Here is a 19739-nt window from a genome sequence, read left to right as displayed (position 1 = left end):
CCTACGCTGACGGCGTGGACTTCGGGGTCCTCGGACCGCTGCGGGTGGAGAGCATCGCCGGCCGCGTCGAGATCAGGGGCGCCAAGGAGCGGCTGCTCCTGGCCAGGCTCGTCGCGGCCGGGGGGCGCGTGGTGCCGACCGGTGTCCTCGTGGAGACGCTGTGGGGCGAGGAGCCCCCGCGCAGCGCGACCAAGTCGCTCCAGGTCTTCGTGGCCCGGCTGCGCAACGCGCTGGCACCCCACCAGGAGGGCGACCCGGCGCTCATCGTCACCGAGGGGCCGGGCTACCGCCTGGCGGTGGACCAGGGGCAGGTGGACGCCGGCCGGTTCGTCCGGCTGACCGAGCTCGGCAGGGGAGCGCTCGACCAGGGCGAGCCGGCCGGTGCCGCCCGCAGCCTCGACGAGGCCCTCGCGCTGTGGCGCGGACCGGCCTACGCCGGCTTCGAGGAGGCCGACTTCGCCGCAGCCGAGGCGCTGCGCCTCGAGGAGCTGCGGCTGGTCGCCACCGAGGACCTGCAGGCCGCGCTCCTCCACCTGGGTCGGCACGCCGAGGCGGTCCCGCAACTGGAGGCGCTGGTGCGGGAGCACCCGCTGCGCGAGCGGGCGTGGGAGCTGCTCGTGACCGCGCTCTACCGGGCGGGGCGACCGGGTGAGGCGCTCGCCGCCTTCGACCGCGCGCGGGTCCACCTCGCGGAGGAGCTGGGCGTCGACCCCGGGCCCGCCCTGCGGGCTGTCCACGCTCGGGTGCTGGCGCACGACCCGGCGCTGCGCCGTGAGCCCGGCCCGCCGCGGCTGCCGACGGGGCTGCGCCCGGCGCCCGAGCCCCCCGGCCTGCTGGGCCGCGACGTCGAGCTGGGCCGGCTGCTCGAGATCTGGCACGGCGCCGTGCGCGGACGCCGGGGGGCCGTCGTCGTGCGCGGCCCGCGGGGCGGTGGTGGCACCGCGCTCGCCGCGGCCCTCGCGCAGGTGGTCCTCCGTGCCGGTGGTCAGGTGCTGCTCGTCACCGCAGAAGGCACGACCCGCGCCGGCGCCGCAGGCACCCACCCGTCCACGGGCGACGCCCCGACACTGCTGGTGGCCGACCATGTGGAGCCGGAGGTGGCCTCAGTCCCAGGGGTGACCCTGACCGTGCGCCTCGCCTCCCACCTGGCGCCCGTGCCGGCCGGCGTCCCTGCCCTCGACCTCACCCCGCTCGGGCGCGCGGACGCGCTGCGGCTCGTCACGGCATACCTCCACGACGAGGGTGCGGAGGAGGTGAGGGACCGCGTGCTGGGGACGAGCGGCGGATGGCCCGGGGCGCTGCACGAGCTGGCCCGTGACGTTGCGCACGACCGGGCGGCCCGTCGTGTGCGGGTCGCCGCAGCCGCGGCCCTCGCCACCAGCACCGACCTCGCGGCCACCCGCGGGGAGCTGGAGGACGGCATCGAGGCGCTGCGCGGCGACCACCTCGCGGACGAGCCCGCGCCGCCCACCGAGTGCCCGTGGCGCGGACTGGAGGCGTATGACGTCGAGGACGCCCGCTGGTACGCCGGCCGCGACCGCCTCGTCGCCGAGATCCTGGCCCGGCTGGCCGGCAACCGCCTCGTGGCGCTCGTCGGGGCCTCCGGCTCGGGCAAGTCCTCGGCCCTGCGCGCCGGCGTGATCGCCGCGCTGGGCGACGACGTGCTGCCGGGCAGCGGGGGCTGGCGCACGGTGGTGCTTCGGCCGGGTCTCCACCCGCTGGCCGAGCTGGCACGGCACGCGCTGGGCCGCGAGCGCGAGCACGGGCTGCGCGTCGGCGACGAGCCGGAGCGTGTGGTCGTCGCCGTCGACCAGTTCGAGGAGGTGTGGACCGTCTGCGCGGACGCGGAGGAGCGGACCCGCTTCCTCGACCTGCTCGGGGACCTCGCGACCGACCCGCTCTCGGCCGTCACGGTGATCCTCGCGGTCCGGGCCGACTACGCCCCGTCGCTGGCCGAGCACCCCCGGCTGCGCGCCCTCGTCGGTGACGGCGCCGTGCTCGTCGGCCCCCTGACGCCGGCCGAGGTGCGTCGCGCGGTGGAGCGCCCTGCCGCAGCGGCTGGCCTGGTCCTCGACGACGGGCTCGCCGAGACGGTCGTGAGCGACGCGGGGCAGGAACCGGGGCTGCTCCCGCTGCTGTCCACCGCCATGGCCGAGCTGTGGTCGCGCCGGGACGGCAACCGCCTGGGGTATGCCGAGTACGTCGCCCTGGGCGGGCTCGACGGTGCCATCGCGACCCGGGCGGAGGAGGTCTTCGCAGAGCTGTCCGCCGCGCAGCGGCACGCGGCCAGGTCGGTGCTGCTGCGCCTCGCGGGACCGGGCGAGGGAGGCGGGGTCACCCGGCGACGGGTCCCGATCGCCGAGCTGGAGGCGCTGCCGGACGCCGAGGTGCCCGCTGTGGTGGAGGAGCTGGTGGCGGCGCGGCTGCTGACGCGCGGTGGCGACGCGGTGGAGGTCGCGCACGAGGCACTCTTCCGGGAGTGGCCGAGGCTGAGGGGCTGGCTGGCGGAGGACGCGGCGGGACGGGCAGTGCAGCGGCGGCTCGCCGTGGCCGCCGCGGAGTGGGAGGCCGAGGGTCGTGAGCCGTCGCAGCTGTGGACGGGAGCCAGGCTGGCGTCCGCGCTCGAGATCGCCTCCACGCGGCCCGAGGAGCTGACGGGGGTCGAGCGCGACTTCCTGGACGCGGGACGCGCCGCGGTGGACTCGGAACGCCGGGCCGCCGAGGAGCGGGCGGCGGCGACGGTGCGCCAGAACCGCCGGCTGCGCAGATGGATCCTCGGTACCTCGCTCCTGCTCGTGCTGGCCCTCGTGGCGGGCGCCCTGGCCTGGGGCGCGCAGCGGCAGGCGGCTGCCGCTGGCCAGACGGCCCGGGCCAGGTCCCTCGCGGCGGCTGCCCTCAACGTCGAGCAGTCCGACCTCGCGCTGCTCTCCGCGGTGCAGGCCACGCGCCTGGACCCGGACACCGACACCTACGGCGCGCTGCTGACCCTGCTGTCTCGGCAGCCAGCGGTCGTGCACCGGGTCCGGGCCCATGAGCGGTTCCTGAGGATGGGGGTCAGCGCCGACGGGCGCACCGTCTTCGTCAGCGAGAACACCGACCGCGTCCGCGCGCTCGACGCCGAGTCCGGGCGCACGGTCTGGGAGGGCCGGGCCGCTCGAGGGACCATGGCCTCCAGCCTGACGGCGACGCCGGACGGGGAGCTGCTGCTCGTCACGCTGCGGCCCTACGACGAGGACGTCGGAGGTCTCGCCGCCCTGTCGGCGCGGGACGGGTCGGTGGTGTGGTCCTCGACCGGCTCCGACCTCTCCGGCGCGGCGCGGGGGCTGCGGCCCGAGGCCCTGGCCGGAGCCTTCGTCGACGGCGCGTGGGTGGTGCTGACGGCGTCGCACGTGCTCCGCGTGGATCCTGCGGACGGGACGGTCCTCGAGGCGGTGAGGTGGCCTGCCGAGGTCGCCGGACCGGCCGACCTGGAGCGGGTGTGGCCGGACGGGCGCGTGTCGTGGTGGGACGGCTCGGCGGAGAGCGTCGTCTTCGACCCCGCCTCGCGATCGGTCCGCACGCTCGAGGGGACGCCCCTGGACGTCTCGCCCGACGGGACTCTCGTGCTTGTCTCCGATCAGGACGAGGTGCTGCGGCTCGTGGACGCGACGACGCTCCAGGACGCGTCTCCCGGCGTGCAGGGCGGCCCGGGCTACTCGGCGACCTGGCACCCCGACGGCACGCGGCTCTTCGTCGGGGGGATCGACGAGATCCTCGTGCTGGAGACCCCGCGACTGAGGATCATCGACCGGCTCACCGGTCACAGCGGTGCCGTCCTCGGGGTGGGGGTCGCGGGGGAGGGCGAGGACCTGTTGTGGACCGCCGGCCGGGACGGCACGGCCCTGGGTCTCGACCTCTCGTCGACCCGGACGCCCGTGAGCACCAGGATGGCGCAGATCGGACCTCTGCTCGGCCGTGCGGCCCCGGCCGCCGGTCTCGGAGTGTGGCTCCGGATGGGGACGAACGCGCCGGACACCGCCCATGTCGCCGAGCTGCCCTCCGGGCGCGACCTCGGCGAGCTGACGCCGGACGTGTCCGGGGTGGAGCCGCCCCTGGACCGGGCCGAGGCGCGACACGTCACCGCGATCGGTATCGACCCGGTCGGACGGTACGCGCTCGCCGCGGTCGGCTGGTTCCGCGAGGATGTCGGGATCCTCACGGACACCGGGCTGCTCGCCGTCTTCGACGCCCGGACGCGCGAGCAGGCCGCGCTGGTGCCGCTGCCCTGGCCCGCCGACGCTGTCGCAGCCTGGGGGGACCGGGCCGTCGTGAGCGGGTCCGGTGGTTACGCCGTCGTGGACCTGACCACCGGCGCGGCGCTGGGCGGCCCGCGCGAGCTGCCGCTCGCGTCGTGGCAGCCGATGCCCGCTGCCGACGCGGTCTTCTCCCGCGACGGCAGCCGCGGGGCGTTCGGCCGGGGAGCCCAGGTGGTCGTCGTCGACCTGTCCACGGGAGACGTGACGCTGACGATCGCGGTCGAGCCGCCCGCCGAGGAGCGTGCCGACCAGGGCTCGGTCCAGGGTCTGGGCTTCTCCGCCGACGGCTCGGTGCTCGTCGTCGGCACCAGCAAGGGACGCGTGGGCTTCTGGTCCACGACCACCGGGGAGCAGGTCGCGCCTCAGCGGGAGGTGGTCGGCGGCTTCGTCGTCGACGTGGAGGTCAGCCCCGACGGGCGCACGGTCGCCACCCTCGGCTCTGACGGTGACACCATCCTGTGGGACCCCGCGACCTGGCGGCCGTTCGGCCTGCCGGTCACGGACACCGGCCTGTGGGGCTGGCTCACCTTTTCGGCCGACTCCCGACGGCTCAGCGTGTTCTTCGAGGACGGGCAGGTCGTCGACCTGTCGGTCGACCGCCAGGAGTGGGTCGACGCAGCGTGCTCAGCCGCCGGGCGCGACCTCACGCCCGACGAGGCCCGTCAGCTCCAGCTGCCCGAGGACGACCGGGAGCCGGTCTGTCCCGGGGCCTGACGAGCCGCGGGTGCCGACGAGCGGTCGCGCTCAGCGCCAGCCGAGCGCGGGCGCGACGTCCTCCACGATCGACCGGAGCACGTGCGCGTTGTAGTCGACGCCGAGCTGGTTGGGCACCGTGATGAGCAGGGTGTCCGCCTCCGCGATCGCCTCGTCCTGCGCGAGCTGGCGGACCAGCTCGTCCGGCTCCGCGGCATACGCCTTGCCGAACGTCGCCCGACCGCCGTCGATGATGCCGACCTGGTCGGTGCTCCGCCGCTCCAGCCCGAAGTAGGCGTGGTCCTGCGCCGTCACGAGCGGGAAGATGCTGCGGGACACCGAGACCCTCGGCTCCCAGCCGTGCCCCGCCTCGGCCCATGCCTCGCGGAAGCGGCGGATCTGCTCCGCCTGCAGCGCGTGGAACGGGATACCAGCGTCCTCGGTCAGCAGCGTGGAGCTCATGAGGTTCATGCCCTGGCGGGCGGCCCACTCGGCGGTGTCGCGCGACCCGGCGCCCCACCAGATGCGGCGGCGCAGGCCCTCGCTGTGCGGCTCGATGCGCAGCAGGCCCGGCGGGTTGGGGAACATCGGGCGTGGGTTGGGCTCGGCGAAGCCCTCACCCTCGAGCACCTCCAGGAACCGCGCGGTATGCCGTCGCGCCATGTCCGCGTGCGTCTCACCCTCGCGGGGGTCGTGGCCGAAGTAGCGGTAGCCGTCGACGACCTGCTCGGGGCTGCCGCGGCTCACGCCGAGCTGCAGCCGGCCGCCGGAGATGAGGTCGGCCGCGCCGGCGTCCTCGGCCATGTAGAGGGGGTTCTCGTACCTCATGTCGATCACGCCGGTGCCCAGCTCGATGCGGCTCGTCCGCGCGCCGGCGGCAGCCAGCAGCGGGAACGGCGAGGCCAGTTGGCGGGCGAAGTGGTGGACGCGGAAGTACGCCCCGTCGGCCCCGACCTCCTCCGCGGCCACGGCGAGCTCGATGGACTGCAGCAGCACGTCGGCGGCCGACTGCGTCGCCGACTGCGGGTGCGGGGTCCAGTGGCCGAAGGAGAGGAAGCCGATCTTCTTCATGGGAAGGTCAACGCCCCACCCTCGAGCGTATTCCGTGACTCGTCAACCATCCCCCCACCCCACCGAGCGCGTCAGGTTGGTTGCTCCCTGCCCAGGCGATCGCCAGCGCCCCGACGACGAGAATCTTCTCGACCCGGTCCACCAGCCCGCGCGCCTCGGCGATGGTGGCCGCGGTCGGCCGAGGACCGTCGCCCAGCCGCGGGCGCTCCTCGAGCCGTGACCCGTAGCGCAGCGGCCCGCCGAGCTCCACGCCGAGCGCCGCGGCCGCCGCGCTCTCGGCGACACCTGCGTTGGGCGAGGGGTGCGCCGGGGCGTCGCGCCTCACGACCCGCAGCACCGCGAGCCCGCGCCCGACGGACCGATGCTCCGCGGAGCACGCTGCCGCCACGACCAGCGCGAAGACCCGCGCCGGCACCCACGCCATCGCGTCGTCCAGCCGCGCCGCGGCCGTCCCGAACCGCGCATAGCGCTCGGAACGGTGCCCCACCATCGCGTCCATGGTGTTGACAGCCCGGTGCACCAGCACGCCCGGAGCGCCCGCCACGAGCCCCCAGAACACCGGGGCGACCACGGCGTCGACGGTGTTCTCGGCGAGCGACTCCACGACCGCCGCGGCGACCCCGCTCTCGTCCAGCCCGCTCGGGTCCCGGCCGACGAGCCAGGGCAGCAGCTCCCGCGCCCCCTCGAGGTCGCCGGCGTGCAGCCGGTCCTCGATCCTGCGCGAGGTATGCCGCAGCAGCCGCCCCGCGCACGCCACCGCCACGGCCGTCGCGACCGCCGCCGTGGCCCCGGCACCGCCGCCCCCCGCCCGCCGTCCTCCGTCCAGCAGCCGACCCGCTCCCTGCAGCACCAGCCCCGATCCCACGCCCAGCCCGGCCCCCACCAGGGCGTAGCCGGCGCCAGGCAGGCGCGCATCGGCATACAGGGCGCGCTCCACGCGACCCATCGCGGTGCCGAACCACGCCACGGGGTGCCACGCGTCCGGCGGTTCGCCGAGCGCGCGGTCGAGCAGCAGCCCCGCCGCGACACCCAGCGCCCGCCCCGCGAGGCTCACCACACCCTCCCGTCGTCGACCCAGGGGTGGGCCTCCAGCCCGGCCGCCACCGCCCGGTGCACCGCGCGCGCGACCGCCTGCCCCCACGGAGAGCGCACCCCCGCGAACGGCACCTCCTCGCCCTCAGGGCACAGCACCACGACCGCGTCGCTGGCGGTCCCCGTCCCGGGGACGCCCGCCGCGACCAGCGCCTGCGCCTTGGCCTCGGTGACGGTGCCGACCGCCTGGACGAGCGCGGAGCCGGTGAGCGCCGCCGGCAGCGCGACCACGATGTTGACGGTCCCGGGAGCGGGTATGCCGTCGCGCACCTCCGCCTGCTCCCTCGCCGCCCAGGTCGGCTTGGTGACGCCCACGGTCGCCCAGGCGGTGACGTCACCGGTCGGCCCGGGCTCGCCGGCGCGCTCGACGCGGGTCACGTCGGCCGCCGTCAGCAGCGCGGTGCCCGCCAGGGCGGCGTCGACGGGCGTGCTCGCGAGCCGCTCGGCGACGTAGGCGTCGAGGTCCGTCCGCGCGAACCCGTCCTCGACCGTCAGGTTGGCGACCCAGCGAGGCCGCACCAGCCCGCCACCGACGCTCGCGGAGCTCAGTGCCACCCATCCCTCCTGCACCGACCAGGTCAGGGCGCCCGGGGAGACGGCGAGCTCGGGAGAGGGCATGCCGCGATCGTAGGAGTCAGCCCTCAGGCGGTTCGCCCTCACCAGCCCGGCGTCGCGTCGACAGGCGCCGCGGTGCGCGCGAGCGCGAGCAGGGAGGGTATGTCGAGGCTCGCCTCGACCCAGTCCGCCAGGTGCTCCAGGTGAGCGTCCAGCGCGTCGGCGTAGGGGACGGGCGACGGCGTGAACTCGCGTCCGCGGGCGGCTGCGACGCCGGCGATCACGCTGTGCCGCAGCCCGTCCGCGTCGAGGACGCCGTGGAGCGAGGTTCCGCGGACCCGCGCCCCCGGCGGCCACCACAGCGCCGGGTCGGGCCGGCCCCACCGGATCTCGTAGCCGGCCGCGGCCTGGCCGTCGAGCGTGAGGCTGGTGCGGCGGACCGTCTTCGGGGCCCGGAACACCGTCGTCACCGGCAGCAGACCGAGCCCCTCGACACGTCCCTCGCCCGACTCGAGCTCGTCCACGATCACCTCTCCGAGCATCTGGTAGCCCGCGCAGAGGCCCAGCACGAACGGCCCGTCGGGGTCCGCGACCAGCGTCTCCAGCGTGCGGTCGAGCCCGCGTCCGCGCAGCCAGGCCAGGTCGGCGACCGTCGCTCGGCTCCCCGGGAGAATCACGAGATCGGCGTCCGCCAGGTCGCCGGGCGCCGTCGCCCAGCGCAGCTCGACGTCCGGCTCGAGCACCAGGGGGTCGAGGTCGGAGGGGTTGGCGAGGTGGGGCAGCCGCACCACGGCGACCCGCACGGGACGTCCGGACTCCGCCCGGGCATCCGCCCGGCGCGGCGCCACCGTGGCACCGAGGTCCAGCGAGTCCTCGACGCCGAGCATGAGGTGGTCTCCCAGGTGGGGGAGCACGCCGAGCACGGGCACCCCGGTCCGCTCCTCGAGGTCGCGCAGCCCCGGCTCCAGCAGCGTCACGTCGCCCCGGAACGAATTGACGACGAAGCCCCGCAGGCACGCCCGGAGCCGCTCCGGCAGCAGCGCCCACGTGCCGTACGCCGCGGCGAAGGCCCCGCCGCGCTCGATGTCCACGACCAGCACCGCCGGCACCCCGGCCGCCGCCGCCAGCGGCAGGTTGACCAGGTCGCGGTCGAGAAGGTTGATCTCCGCGGCACCGCCGGCACCCTCGAGCACCACCACCTCGTGCTCGGAGCGCAGCGACTGCAGGGCCTCGAGGACGACCGGGCGCAGGACCCGGGCGCGCTCGCCATACCCGACCGCGTCGGCGACGCCCACCTCGTCGCCCAGGACCACCAGGTGCGAGGTCCGTGTGCCGGACGGCTTGAGCAGCACCGGCCCCATCCGACGGTCGGTCTCGACGCGCGCCGCCAGCGCCTGCATCGCCTGCGCCCGCCCGATCTCGCCGCCGTCGGGGGTGACGGCGGAGTGGTTGGACATGTTCTGCGCCTTGAACGGCGCCACGTCGACGCCCCGCCGCGCCAGGGCCCGGCACAGGGCGCTGGTCAGCGTCGACTTGCCCGCCCCGCTGGTCGTGCCGACCACCATCAGGGCGCCGCCAGGCCCTCGTCCGCGCCCCTCCTGCGGACGAAGGTCTGGCGGCGCGGTCTCGGTCACGCGCCGCCCCCGGCGCGTCGGGACTGCAGGTCGACCGGGGTGTGCCGTGCCCCTCGCCCGGTCCCCCGGCGGTCAGCCCGGGGCGCCGGCACCACGACGAGGTGGCCGTCGAGCTCGTGGACGTGCACGGGGTGCCCGTAGACGCGGGAGAGGAGCGCGGGGTCCAGGACCTCGGCCGGACCACCGACCGAGGCGAGCGACCCGCGGTCGAGGAGGGCGAGGCGATCGGCATACCGGGCCGCGACGCCGAGGTCGTGCATGGCGGCGACCACGGTGAGGCCGTCCTCGTGGCGCAGCTCGTCGACGAGCTCGAGGACCTCGACCTGGTGGCCGAGATCGAGCGCGGACGTCGGCTCGTCGAGGAGCAGCACGGGAGACTGCTGCGCGAGCGCCCGCGCGATGACGACCCGCTGCGCCTCGCCGCCGGAGAGCTGGCGCACGGGACGCTCGGCGAACGAGGCGAGGTGCAGGCGGCGCAGCACGTCGGTCGCCACCTGCCGGTCCGCGCGCGACTCGCGGGAGAGCCAGCCCAGGTGGGACGTGCGGCCGAGGAGGACGTACTCGACCACGGTCATCCCCGTCGGCAGCTCGGGCGACTGCGGCATGAGCGACAGGTCGGTCGGCCCCGGGGTGCGTCCGTCGCCGAGCTCGACCCGCCCCGCGCTGGGGACGAGCCCGACGAGGGCGCGCAGGAGCGTCGACTTGCCCGAGCCGTTGGGCCCGATGAGGCCGAGCCACTCGCCGGCGCGCAGCTCGAGGTCGACGCCGTGCAGCACCTCCTTGCCGTCGTAGGTGACGTGGAGGTCGTGCACGCGGACCACGTGCTGCGGCTGGAGCGGGATGGGAGCCACGGGGGTCTGGTCGGTCACGAGTCGGCCCTCCCGCGCCAAAGGACGAAGCAGAAGAAGGGGGCGCCGACGAAGGCGGTGATGACGCCGACCGGCAGCTCGGCCGGGGCGACGACGGTGCGGGCCCCGATGTCGACGAGGGCCAGGAAGGCCGCGCCGACGAGGAAGGACATCGGCACGAGGATCCGGTAGGAGTGCCCGACGAGCAGCCGGACGAGGTGCGGCGTCACCAGCCCGACGAAGGCGATGAGGCCGCTGACGGAGACGGCGGCGGCCGTGATGAGGGTGGCTGCGGCGACCACGACGAGCCGGGAGCGTGCCGGGCGCAGGCCGAGCGCCCGGGCCTCCTCGTCGCCGAGGCGCAGCACGTCGAGGTGCCGCGCGTGCAGGAGCAGGACCAGGCCGGCGAGCACGACATACGGAAGGAGGAGGGTGATCGGCGCCCAGCCGTGCGTGGCGAGACGGCCGAAGAGCCAGGAGAGGACCTCGCGGGCGCGCGTCTCGTCGAGGCGGGTGATCGCGTAGGTCTGCACCGCGGAGAAGAAGGCGGCCATCGCGACCCCGGCCAGCAGCAGCGTCGCGGGGTCGCGGAACGAGCCGCGCGCGACGAGCACCGAGCCGGTGACGGCCACGATCGCGCCGAGGAAGGCGGCCATCGGCAGCGCGCCGACGACGCCCCACGACAGGTCGAGCCCGAAGCCGAGCGCGAGCACGGCCCCCAGGCCGGCGCCGGCGGAGACCCCGAGGAGGTAGGGGTCGGCCAGCGGGTTGCGGAAGACGCCCTGGTAGCCCGCCCCGGCCATCGCCAGCGAGCCGCCCACCAGCGCGGCCAGCACCGTGCGGGGCAGCCGGATCTGCCACAGCACCGCCTGCTGCTGGTCGGTGAGGGTCTGCTCCAGGCGCAGACCGGGGAGGGCGTCGACGAGCGAGCGCACGACACCCTCGACCGGCAGGCCCGCCGCGCCCTGCGTCACCGAGAGCAGCACGGCGACGACGATCAGCGCGAGGGCGCCGAGCAGGGCGGGCAGGGGCAGCCGGAAGGCGCGCTCCGCGGACGCGTCGAGGGCGTCCGCGGGGCGGCCTGCGGCCACGCTGCCGGTCGAGGTATGCCGCACGTGCCGCCTCAGCGACCGGCCGGGACGGCCGCGGCCTTGGTGAGAGCGTCCGCGATGCTCGCGACGAGCTGGGGCAGGCGCGGCCCCCAGCGGGAGGCGATGTCGGCGTCGACGGTGACGATGTTGCCGTTCTTCACCGCGTCGATCTCGTCCCAGCCGGGACGGGCGGCCACGTCCTCGGCCGTGTAGGCGACCTGGTCGGTGATGACGATGAGCTGCGGGTTGGCCTCGACGACGGCCTCCTCGGTCAGCTGCGGGTAGCCGGTGCCCTCGGTGTCCGCCTCGTCGGCGATGTTGACCGCACCCATCTCCTTGTAGATCGAGCCGATGAAGCTGCTGCTCGCGGCGGAGAAGAAGGTGTCGTCCAGCTCGTGGTAGACGCGGATGCCCTCGGCGTCGGGGGCGGCGGCGAAGGCCTCCTCCATCTCGGCGCGCATCGTCGCGACGACCTCGGCGGTCTCGTCGACGTGGCCGGTCGCCTGGCCCAGGCCCGCGACCAGGTCGTAGCCGGACTCGACGTCCATCGGCGCACCCTGGACCAGGACCGGGATGTCGAGCTCGCCGAGCGAGGCGACGAGGTCGTTGGCGTCGTTGGAGACGACCACGAGGTCGGGCTCGTAGCCGACGACGGCCTCGACATTGGGGTCGAAGCCGGACAGGTCGGTGGCCGGAGCCTCCTCGGGGTAGGTGGAGAACTGGTCGGCCGCGATCACCTGGTCGCCGGCGCCGATCGCGAAGAGGATCTCGGTGGCCGAGGGGGAGAGGGAGACGATGCGCTCGGGGCGCTGCTCGATCGTGACCTCGCCGTTCTCGGCGTCCACCGTGACGGGGAAGGTGGCCTCGCCGGCGGCGGGAGCAGGGCTGGAGCTGGTGGTGGCGTCGTCGTTCGCGGTCGTGGCGTCGGCGCCGGAGGTCGAGCCGGAGCCGTCACCACCGCAGGCGCTCAGCGCCACGGTCAGGACGGCGGTCACGGCGACGGCCAGGGTGCGGGCGGGGCGGTGCATGGCGGTTCTCCTGTCGTTCGAGGGGGGTGCTCGAGCGACAGACGCTGCGTTCGGTGGTCCGCCGTCCGAACCTGCCCTGGTCCTCGAGGGCGAGTGGTTACGGATCGTCGGGCAGTTCGACCGGACTGACGGCTCGGGCGCACAGGGGGTGCCCGAGCCGATCCACCGTTGCGGGACAGTGCCGGATTCGCACCGGACTTCGTCTGCTCGACGCGCTCAGTCTACGCGCGTCGCGCGACCCTCAGCCGCGCACCTTCTCCAGGCGGGCCAGGAGCGCGTCGCGACGGCGCTCGTTGGTGGGCAGCGCGGCATACCTCTCCCCGGCCGCGACGAGGAGGTCGTCGTCGAGGCGCCGGACCGCGCCGGGCGGGTACTTGTAGCCCATCGCGGCGGTGACCGAGGCGCTGTCGACGTCGACGAGCAGGGCGCTCAGCTCGTCCAGGGAGCCCACGCCGAGCTCGAGCAGCAGCTGGGCGATCCACTCGTAGTGCTCGGTGCGCGACCAGCCCGCCGAGGCGTAGCGCCCGGCGAGGAAGGTCGCCAGCTCCTGCGCGCTGATCCGCGGGTCGGCGTCGTCCGAGGCGACGGCGCCGCCCGAGAGGCCCGCCTGCAGCCGGTCGCGGATCGCGGTGAACTCGGAGTCCGCGAGTTCCAGCAGCCCGGCCGCCAGGGTGAAGCGGCGGTCCAGGTCGGGCACCTGCTCGGGCGGGACCGTGCCCTTGTAGCGGATGTCGTGCTCGAACTCCGCCCAGGCGTGCTGCAGGACGGTCCGCAGCTGGACGGAGACGCACCGGGTCGGGTCATAGGCGGGCAGGTCGCCCGTCGGGCCCACCGGGTCCCGGCTGAGCAGCAGGTGGCGGCTGGCGTAGCCCCACTGCCCGGCGCGGGCCGTCTCCGCCCCCATGTCGCGGTCCTCGAGGACGGTGAAGTCCTCGTGCAGCAGGTCGGCGACGGCGAGGACGTCGCCCCGCACGTAGGTCACGACCCGCGCGCCGACCTGGTCGGTGATCCCGCGCAGCAGGTCGGCGGCGAGCGCCTGCCCCTTGAGGGCACGCATGCGCTGCTGGGCCTTGGCGGCGAAGGAGGGCACGCTCTTGGTCCGCCCCGTCACGGTCAGGTAGTTGATGCCGGCGTCGTCGATGAGCGCAGTGAGGGCGGCGATCGCCTCCTCCGTCACCGTCTCCAGGGCAGGTCGCTGCTCGGTGTATGCCGCGACAGCTCGGTCGACCTCCGGATGACCCATGGGGGCGACGATAGCCACCGAGGGCCCGCCGAGGGGGCCCGAACGGCCCGAGATCCGCATGAGGACGCGGCTTTGCGGGCGCGTCGGTTGGCGAAACCGCGGCAGACATGCTTACCGTGGGGCGACCAATCAGGCCGATGAAAGGGCTGTACACATGAGCAAGAAGGTTATTGTCGAGGCCGTGGCCCGCGAGGCGGGCATGACCCAGGCTGCTGCCGACAAGGTCGTCAGCTCCGTTCTCGACGCGATCGGCGCCGAGCTCGCCAAGGGCGAGAAGGTCTCCTTCCCGGGCTTCGGCACCTTCGAGGTGCGCGAGCGCGCCGCCCGCACGGGCCGCAACCCGCAGACCGGCGCGACCATCGAGATCGCGGCCAGCAAGGCCCCGGCGTTCAAGGCCGGCTCCAAGCTGAAGGAGCGCGTCTCCGGCTGACGCCGACGCCTCGTCAGGACGCCCCGCCCGTCGTCGACGGGCGGGGCGTCCTGCTGTCCGGCGCTCTGTCGGGGCTCAGCCCTATGGTCGACACAGAGCCACCGGAAGGGGAGTGACGGTGCCAGGAGCAGACCGGGGTCGGACGTGGGAGCGTTTCGTCGCGCTGGGCGACTCGTTCACCGAGGGGCTGGAGGACCCGCACCCGCAGCGTCCCGACGAGTTCGTCGGGTGGGCCGACCGGGCCGCGGCGGGGCTGGCCCCCACAACGAGGCCAGGGGCCGTCCGTTCGCCTACGCCAACCTGGCGGTCCGGGGCCGGCTCATCGACGACGTGGTGGTGGAGCAGCTGGGGCCGGGGCTGGCCCTCCGGCCGGACCTGGTGTCCATCTGCGCCGGCGGCAACGACCTGATGCAGTCCCGCACGTCCGTCGACCATGTCCTCGAGCGGGTCGAGGACATGGTGGCGCACATCCGGGCCGCCGGGGCCGACGTGCTGCTCGTCACCGCGCCGGACCTCGCGTGGGTGCCGATCGTCAACCGGATGCACCACCGCTTCGTGGAGTTCACGGCCCGCTGCTGGGCCGTCGCGCAGCGCTAGGGATGCCTCGTCGCCGACATCTACACCCTGCCCTCGCTGCGGGACCCGCGGATGTACGCCCCCGACCGGATCCACCTCAGCACCCTCGGGCACGAGCGGGTGGCCTCGCAGGCGCTGTGGACCCTGGGTCTGCCCCCGGCGATGGCCGGCTGGCGCGAGCCCCTCGAGCCCCTCCCCGCACCGAGCCGGCTGGAGGCGATCGAGCCTGACCGCCACTGGGTGACCGAGCACCTGCGGCCCTACCTGCGGCGCCGCCGCCGCGGCGAGACCAGCCGCGACGACCTGCTGCCCAAGCGTCCGGAGCTCAGCCCCTGGGACGGCGTCCTCGACCTCAGCCGGTGACGCCCACGTCGACGAGGTGGTGCTCCAGGTCGTGCAGCAGGTAGACCGCCAGGGTGGCCACCGTGAAGGCGGTGCCGGCGCGCGACCCGCGCCGGTCCCACTGCTCACCCCCGACCGCGTCGAAGGCCTCGGCCGTGAGGGCCGCCTCCTCGGCATACTCGTCCGCCACCTGCTCGGGGTCCTGCTGCCAGTAGGCCTCGTCGACCGCCGCGGCGTCCTGGTCCCAGCTGGCGAAGCGTGCTCCGTCCTCGGCCAGCATGAGCTCAAGGCGCCCGCGCATCACGGTCAGCACGTCCCGGCAGTGCGCGCCATACTCCAGGGGCGACCACGTCGACGGCTCCGGACGCTCGCGCACGTCCTCGCCGGACAGCCGCTCGCGCCAGAGCGGGACGGTGGCCCGGAGGCGCTCCCCGGTGGTCCGCACGTCGTAGCCGGCGACGAAGCCGCACTCGTCGCAGCCCTCGGTGATGACGACCGTCCAGTCCTTGGTGTCGGGTTCGATCGGCTCGGGCTCGTCCATGGACCGATCGTGGCACAGGAGCGGCATACCCTGGCGGGGTGCCTGTGCGTCCCGAACCTGCCCGTCCCCGCGTCTGGGAGCGCTTCGTCGCCATCGGCGATTCGTTCACCGAGGGGATGGTGGACGCGGACCCGCGGCAGGACGACGAGTACCTCGGCTGGGCCGACCGGGTCGCGGCCGCGCTCGCGGCGCGCAACGAGCGGGAGGGCGCCGAGTTCGGCTACGCCAACCTGGCGATCCGCGGTCGGCTCATCGACGCGATCCTGCAGGAGCAGCTCGACGCGGCGCTCGCGCTGCGGCCCGACCTGGTGAGCTTCTCCGCCGGGGGCAACGACGTGCTGCGCCCGCGGGTCTCGATGGACGCGGTCATGGACAAGCTCGAGGCGGGGGTCGAGCGGATCCGGGCCACGGGTGCCGACGTGCTGCTCTTCACCGCCCCCAACGTGGCCTGGGCGCCGCTGGTCAACCGCGTGCACCCGCGGATGGTCGAGTACACCGCGGAGCTGTGGGCCATCGGGCAGCGCACGGGCGCGTTCGTCGTCGACATCTACACGATGCGCTCGCTCCGTGACCCGCGGATGTGGGGCGAGGACCGGATCCACTTCTCCTCCGAGGGCCATGCCCGGATCGCCGCTCAGGCGCTGTGGACGCTCGGGCTCCCCTTCGAGGTGCGCGACTGGGTGGAGCCGCTGGAGGAGGCGGAACCGCTGGGGCGCTTCGAGTCGCTGCAGGCCGACCGCGAGTGGGTGGCCTCGCACCTGCGGCCGTGGATCCGTCGGCGGCTGCGCGGCGAGAGCTCCGGCGACGAGCGGCACGCCAAGCGGCCAGAGGTGCGGCCGGTGCTGCTGGCGTCCGAGGTCGACGACGAGGCCTGAGGGCCGACGGTGCACGGGCCCGCAACCGGCCTCGCCACCGGGCGTGCCGCCGCGCCCCCACCTGCCCGCCACCGGCCCACAGCCACCTGGTTGTCACCATCTGCCCGCCGCCACCCGGTTGTCACCACCTGGTTGACAACGCCGGCCCACAGCCACCTGGTTGTCACGTCACACAGAGTTATTCGGTCAGATGCCACCTGGTGAGGACGCCCTTGACCGAATGACTCTGTATGACGTGTCACCTCTCCGGTCCCACTGCAGGCTGGGCGACCTACGCTCTCCTGCATGGATCTCGTGATGGCGGCCGCGGGTGAGGCCGTCGAGATCGTCGAGCTCGGGACGCGCACCCGCAGCACCGTGCCCCTCACCGAGCTGCCCGCGTGGGTCACCGGGCGCGAGGGGCCGGGCGTGCGGTGGGTCTGGGCCGACAGCGCCGAGCTTTACACGCGGCTGCTGGCGCGCGGGGTGACGGTCCGGCAGGCCGTCGACCTGCGACTGGTGCGGCGGATCCTGCGGCAGGCGGCGGCGGCGAGCGGCACGGCATACGCGAGGGGGTTGGCGGACGCGAGCGGTCCGAGCGGCTCCTGGGACGAGGGCGCGGGTCAGCTCGACGGTCTGGGTGGGCCGGGCCGCGCGGGTGCGGAGGCGGGGGCGGGGGCGGGCGAGATGGACGTCCTGTTCGAGGTCCAGCGCGCCGGCGTGGGCGTGGACGAGTGCGTGGAGGAGCACCTGGCCCAGCGCGCCTGCCTGGGTGAGGTCGACGACGGCGGGCGGCTGGCGATGCTCTGCCACGCCGAGTCGATCGGAGGGCTGATCGCGCAGGAGCTCAACCACGTCGGGGTGCCGTTCAGCGCGGCGGAGCACGAGCGGCTGCTCGTCGAGCTGCTGGGGGAACGGGACCGCTACGGCGGGCGGCCCGCGCGGCTGGCGGAGCTGTGCGAGCAGGTGCGCGCCGCCCTCGGCGCGCCGACGCTCAACCCGGACTCGCCGCCCGACCTGGTCGCTGGGCTGCGCCGCGCCGGGCTCGACGTCTCCAGCACGCGACAGTGGGAGCTCAAGGGGCTCGACCACCCCGTGATCGAGCCGCTGCTGGCCTACAAGAAGCTCAGCAGGTTGCACACCGCGAACGGCTGGGCGTGGCTGCACGCGTGGGTCCGCGACGGGAGGTTCCGGCCCGACTGGGTCGCCGGCGGCGTCGTCACGGGGCGCTGGGCGAGCCGGGGCGGTGGCGCCCTGCAGCTGCCCAAGCAGATCCGCGGGTCGGTGCGGGCCGACCCGGGCTGGCGGCTCGTGGTCGCCGATGCCGCCCAGCTGGAGCCGCGGGTGCTGGCGGCGATGTCGGGCGACGAGCAGATGGCGCAGGCGGCAGGTCGCGGCGACCTCTATCAGGCGCTCGTCGACCAGGGGGTCGTCGAGACGCGCCAGCACGCCAAGATCGCCATGCTCGGGGCGATGTACGGCGCCACCACCGGCGAGGCGGGCGCGCTCATGCCGCGGCTGCAGCGCGCCTACCCGCGGGCGATCGGCCTGGTCGAGTCGGCCGCCCGAGCGGGGGAGCGGGGCGAGAGGGTCACGACCTGGCTGGGCCGCACCTCGCCGTCGCCCTCGGCCTGGTGGCGGGAGGCCCAGGCGGCCGCGCAGCAGCCCGGCGCCGGGGCGGCGGCCGAGCGCCGCGCGCGGCAGGTCGCCCGGGACTGGGGACGTTTCACGCGGAACTTCGTCGTCCAGGGCACCGCAGCCGAGTGGGCGCTGTGCTGGATGGGGTTCCTGCGCCGCCTGCTCGACGAGACCTTCGAGCCGGACGACGGCCCGCGACCCGAGCTCGTCTACTTCCTGCACGACGAGGTCATGGTGCACGCACCCGAGCCGTATGCCGACGACGTCGCCGACGCGGTCCGCGAGGCGGGACGGCTGGCCGGGGAGCTCCTCTTCGGCAGCTTCCCGGTCGCGTTCCCGCTCGACGTCGCCGTGGTCGAGTCCTACGACCAGGCGGACTGAGCCCCAGCCGGACGAGCCCCAGCCCAGCGCCAGCGTGCCGACGACGCGCCAGCCGTACGACGCGCCAGCCCGCGACCCTGGACGCCAGCGTGCCGACGACGCGCCGGTCGCGACCGGCTCCAGCGCTCACGTGCACGCTGGAGCCGACGTTCACGCGCGTGTCATCGGGACGGAGCCGGCTACCGCGAGCCCCACTCCCAGCTGGGCGTCGACAGCAGCCCCTGGCCGACGACCTGGGTCTCCCCGAGATCTTTCGCCAGCTCGACCAGGCGCAGGTCCGCCACCTGACCGGCGGGCGGTCCGCCGTCCTCCTCCTGGTCGCGGACGGCGTCGAGGTCGGTGCCGAGCGCCCCGGCGATCGCGTCCAGCAGCGGCTTGGAGTGGGTGACGAGGACGATCTGGGTGCGCCGCGAGGCCGCCACGACCAGCCGTGCCAGCGGTCCGACCAGCGACGGGTGCAGGCTGGTCTCGGGCTCGTTGAGCGCCATCAGCCTCGGCGGCACCGGCGTCAGCAGCGCCGCCAGCCACAGCAGGTAGCGCAGCGTGCCGTCCGACAGCTCCGCCGCGCGCAGCGGGCGCAGCATGCCCGGCTGGTGCAGCCGCACGTCGAACAGCCCGTCGGTGGCGACGACCTCCAGCCGCGCCCCGTCGAAGGCGTCCGCCACAGCGTCGTCCAGCGCGCTGCGGGAGTCCTCCCGGATCGTCTGCAGCGCGGCGGCCAGGTCGGACCCGTCGTCGGAGAGCACCCACGTGCGCGTCCCGACCTGCGGCCGGCGCGCCGGGCTGCCCGCGTCCACCCGGAAGCCGTCGTAGAACCGCCACGAGCGCAGCGCCTCCCGCACCGCCCACAGCTCCGGGGCGGCGACCGGGTCGACGACCTCGGTCAGCATGCTCGCCCACGTCGGGACGCTGACCGGCGCCTTGGCCCACGCGCCCCCGTCGTCGCGCAGCTCGACGCTGTGGTGCTTGCGCCGCGCCACGAGCGTCGCCGGCCTCATCACCGGGCCGGACCAGACGGCCTCCCGCTTGACCTCCGGGTCGCGGTTGAAGACCGTCATCTCGGACTGCACCGGTATGCCGAGGTCGACGAGGTAGGACAGCTCGTCGCCCCCGACACCCAGCAGCAGACTGACCCGACCCTTGCGCACGGTGCCCTCCACGGCATACCCGCGCCGGGCCCCGCCCAGGGTCTCGGGACCGGCCCAGAGCGCGGACTCGAGCCCTCCCTCGCGGGCGAGCGAGCCGACGACGCGGCCCGCGCCGCAGTCGGCGAGCAGGCGCAGCGCGCGGTAGACGCTCGACTTGCCGGTGCCGTTGGCCCCGGTGACGAGGGTCAGGCGGCCCAGGGGGAGGCGGAGGTCGCGCAGGGAGCGGTAGCCGCTGATCGCCACGGTCGAGTACATGGGAGCCACGCTAGGCGGACGCGC

Annotated in this window: 16 protein-coding genes; 6 read left to right on the top strand and 10 right to left on the bottom strand. The window is 74.9% G+C overall.

The genetic code is table 11. The annotated features are described in order from the left end of the window. Positions 1-14: 14 nt before the first annotated feature. On the top strand, positions 15-5009 hold the full coding sequence (locus tag IEV65_RS09965; protein WP_188430378.1) for an nSTAND1 domain-containing NTPase: 4995 nt from the start codon (positions 15-17) through the stop codon (positions 5007-5009). 30 nt (positions 5010-5039) lie between these two features. On the opposite strand, the gene IEV65_RS09960 is transcribed toward IEV65_RS09965, so the two are convergent. The 8 genes from IEV65_RS09960 to IEV65_RS09925 all read right to left on the bottom strand — a co-directional run bounded on the left by IEV65_RS09960 (position 5040) and on the right by IEV65_RS09925 (position 13550). Beyond that, positions 5040-6059: an LLM class flavin-dependent oxidoreductase gene (locus IEV65_RS09960; RefSeq protein ID WP_188430376.1), complete on the bottom strand. Its 1020-nt coding sequence runs from the start codon at positions 6057-6059 to the stop codon at positions 5040-5042. 7 nt (positions 6060-6066) lie between these two features. After that, a complete protein-coding gene (locus IEV65_RS09955) occupies positions 6067-7113 on the bottom strand; it encodes a CobD/CbiB family cobalamin biosynthesis protein (protein WP_188430374.1) in 1047 nt (348 codons plus the stop codon). Continuing rightward, the gene (locus IEV65_RS09950; RefSeq protein WP_188430372.1) at positions 7110-7769 is read right to left on the bottom strand and encodes an adenosylcobinamide amidohydrolase; all 660 of its coding nucleotides are present in this window, start codon (positions 7767-7769) and stop codon (positions 7110-7112) included. Before IEV65_RS09950 ends, IEV65_RS09955 begins: the two co-directional genes overlap by 4 nt. Positions 7770-7807: 38 nt before the next feature. After that, positions 7808-9340, bottom strand: a complete 1533-nt coding sequence (locus tag IEV65_RS09945) for a cobyric acid synthase (protein ID WP_229735158.1) — start codon at positions 9338-9340, stop codon at positions 7808-7810. Next, positions 9337-10209 (bottom strand): ABC transporter ATP-binding protein, encoded by an 873-nt coding sequence (locus IEV65_RS09940; RefSeq protein WP_229735157.1) that lies wholly within the window; start codon positions 10207-10209, stop codon positions 9337-9339. The genes IEV65_RS09945 and IEV65_RS09940 overlap by 4 nt, the downstream gene beginning before the upstream one ends. Next, a complete protein-coding gene (locus IEV65_RS09935) occupies positions 10206-11303 on the bottom strand; it encodes a FecCD family ABC transporter permease (protein WP_229735156.1) in 1098 nt (365 codons plus the stop codon). Before IEV65_RS09935 ends, IEV65_RS09940 begins: the two co-directional genes overlap by 4 nt. 8 nt (positions 11304-11311) lie before the next feature. Further along, positions 11312-12307: an ABC transporter substrate-binding protein gene (locus IEV65_RS09930; protein WP_188430371.1), complete on the bottom strand. Its 996-nt coding sequence runs from the start codon at positions 12305-12307 to the stop codon at positions 11312-11314. A gap of 241 nt (positions 12308-12548) precedes the next feature. Beyond that, positions 12549-13550 (bottom strand): GTP pyrophosphokinase, encoded by a 1002-nt coding sequence (locus tag IEV65_RS09925; RefSeq protein WP_229735155.1) that lies wholly within the window; start codon positions 13548-13550, stop codon positions 12549-12551. 154 nt (positions 13551-13704) lie between these two features. Here IEV65_RS09925 and IEV65_RS09920 point away from each other — a divergent pair, with 154 nt between their 5' ends. The 3 genes from IEV65_RS09920 (at position 13705) to IEV65_RS15665 (ending at position 14919) form a co-directional block, all read left to right on the top strand. Beyond that, positions 13705-13980 carry an HU family DNA-binding protein gene (locus IEV65_RS09920; protein ID WP_188430368.1) on the top strand — a complete coding sequence of 92 codons (276 nt, stop codon included), beginning with the start codon at positions 13705-13707 and terminating at the stop codon, positions 13978-13980. 228 nt (positions 13981-14208) lie between these two features. Beyond that, positions 14209-14577 (top strand): GDSL-type esterase/lipase family protein, encoded by a 369-nt coding sequence (locus IEV65_RS15670; protein WP_229735154.1) that lies wholly within the window; start codon positions 14209-14211, stop codon positions 14575-14577. Between the two features lie 51 nt (positions 14578-14628). Continuing rightward, on the top strand, positions 14629-14919 hold the full coding sequence (locus tag IEV65_RS15665) for a hypothetical protein (protein ID WP_229735153.1): 291 nt from the start codon (positions 14629-14631) through the stop codon (positions 14917-14919). Here IEV65_RS15665 and IEV65_RS09910 read toward each other — a convergent pair. After that, a complete protein-coding gene (locus IEV65_RS09910; RefSeq protein ID WP_188430367.1) occupies positions 14909-15439 on the bottom strand; it encodes a DinB family protein in 531 nt (176 codons plus the stop codon). The genes IEV65_RS15665 and IEV65_RS09910 overlap by 11 nt on opposite strands. Positions 15440-15477: 38 nt before the next feature. Here IEV65_RS09910 and IEV65_RS09905 point away from each other — a divergent pair, with 38 nt between their 5' ends. Beyond that, a complete protein-coding gene (locus tag IEV65_RS09905) occupies positions 15478-16314 on the top strand; it encodes an SGNH/GDSL hydrolase family protein (RefSeq protein WP_188430366.1) in 837 nt (278 codons plus the stop codon). Between the two features lie 285 nt (positions 16315-16599). After that, positions 16600-18312: a bifunctional 3'-5' exonuclease/DNA polymerase gene (locus IEV65_RS09900; protein WP_188430365.1), complete on the top strand. Its 1713-nt coding sequence runs from the start codon at positions 16600-16602 to the stop codon at positions 18310-18312. Between the two features lie 179 nt (positions 18313-18491). On the opposite strand, the gene IEV65_RS09895 is transcribed toward IEV65_RS09900, so the two are convergent. After that, the gene (locus IEV65_RS09895; RefSeq protein WP_188430364.1) at positions 18492-19715 is read right to left on the bottom strand and encodes an AAA family ATPase; all 1224 of its coding nucleotides are present in this window, start codon (positions 19713-19715) and stop codon (positions 18492-18494) included. Between the last annotated feature and the right edge of the window lie 24 nt (positions 19716-19739).

It is taken from the genome of Ornithinimicrobium tianjinense, from assembly GCF_014636495.1.
Classification (GTDB): Bacteria; Actinomycetota; Actinomycetes; order Actinomycetales; family Dermatophilaceae; genus Ornithinicoccus; species Ornithinicoccus tianjinensis.
This window is presented reverse-complemented; position numbering and strand designations above follow the sequence as displayed.

Bases quoted from the DNA above. Each gene is read 5' to 3' on its own strand.
- IEV65_RS09960 (WP_188430376.1), bottom strand. From the start codon at position 6,059: ATGAAGAAGATCGGCTTCCTCTCCTTCGGCCACTGGACCCCGCACCCG.
- IEV65_RS15665 (WP_229735153.1), top strand. From the start codon at position 14,629: ATGTACGCCCCCGACCGGATCCACCTCAGCACCCTCGGGCACGAGCGG.
- IEV65_RS09910 (WP_188430367.1), bottom strand. From the start codon at position 15,439: ATGGACGAGCCCGAGCCGATCGAACCCGACACCAAGGACTGGACGGTC.
- IEV65_RS09900 (WP_188430365.1), top strand. From the start codon at position 16,600: ATGGATCTCGTGATGGCGGCCGCGGGTGAGGCCGTCGAGATCGTCGAG.
- IEV65_RS09920 (WP_188430368.1), top strand. From the start codon at position 13,705: ATGAGCAAGAAGGTTATTGTCGAGGCCGTGGCCCGCGAGGCGGGCATG.
- IEV65_RS09950 (WP_188430372.1), bottom strand. From the start codon at position 7,769: ATGCCCTCTCCCGAGCTCGCCGTCTCCCCGGGCGCCCTGACCTGGTCG.
- IEV65_RS09930 (WP_188430371.1), bottom strand. From the start codon at position 12,307: ATGCACCGCCCCGCCCGCACCCTGGCCGTCGCCGTGACCGCCGTCCTG.
- IEV65_RS09925 (WP_229735155.1), bottom strand. From the start codon at position 13,550: ATGGGTCATCCGGAGGTCGACCGAGCTGTCGCGGCATACACCGAGCAG.
- IEV65_RS09895 (WP_188430364.1), bottom strand. From the start codon at position 19,715: ATGTACTCGACCGTGGCGATCAGCGGCTACCGCTCCCTGCGCGACCTC.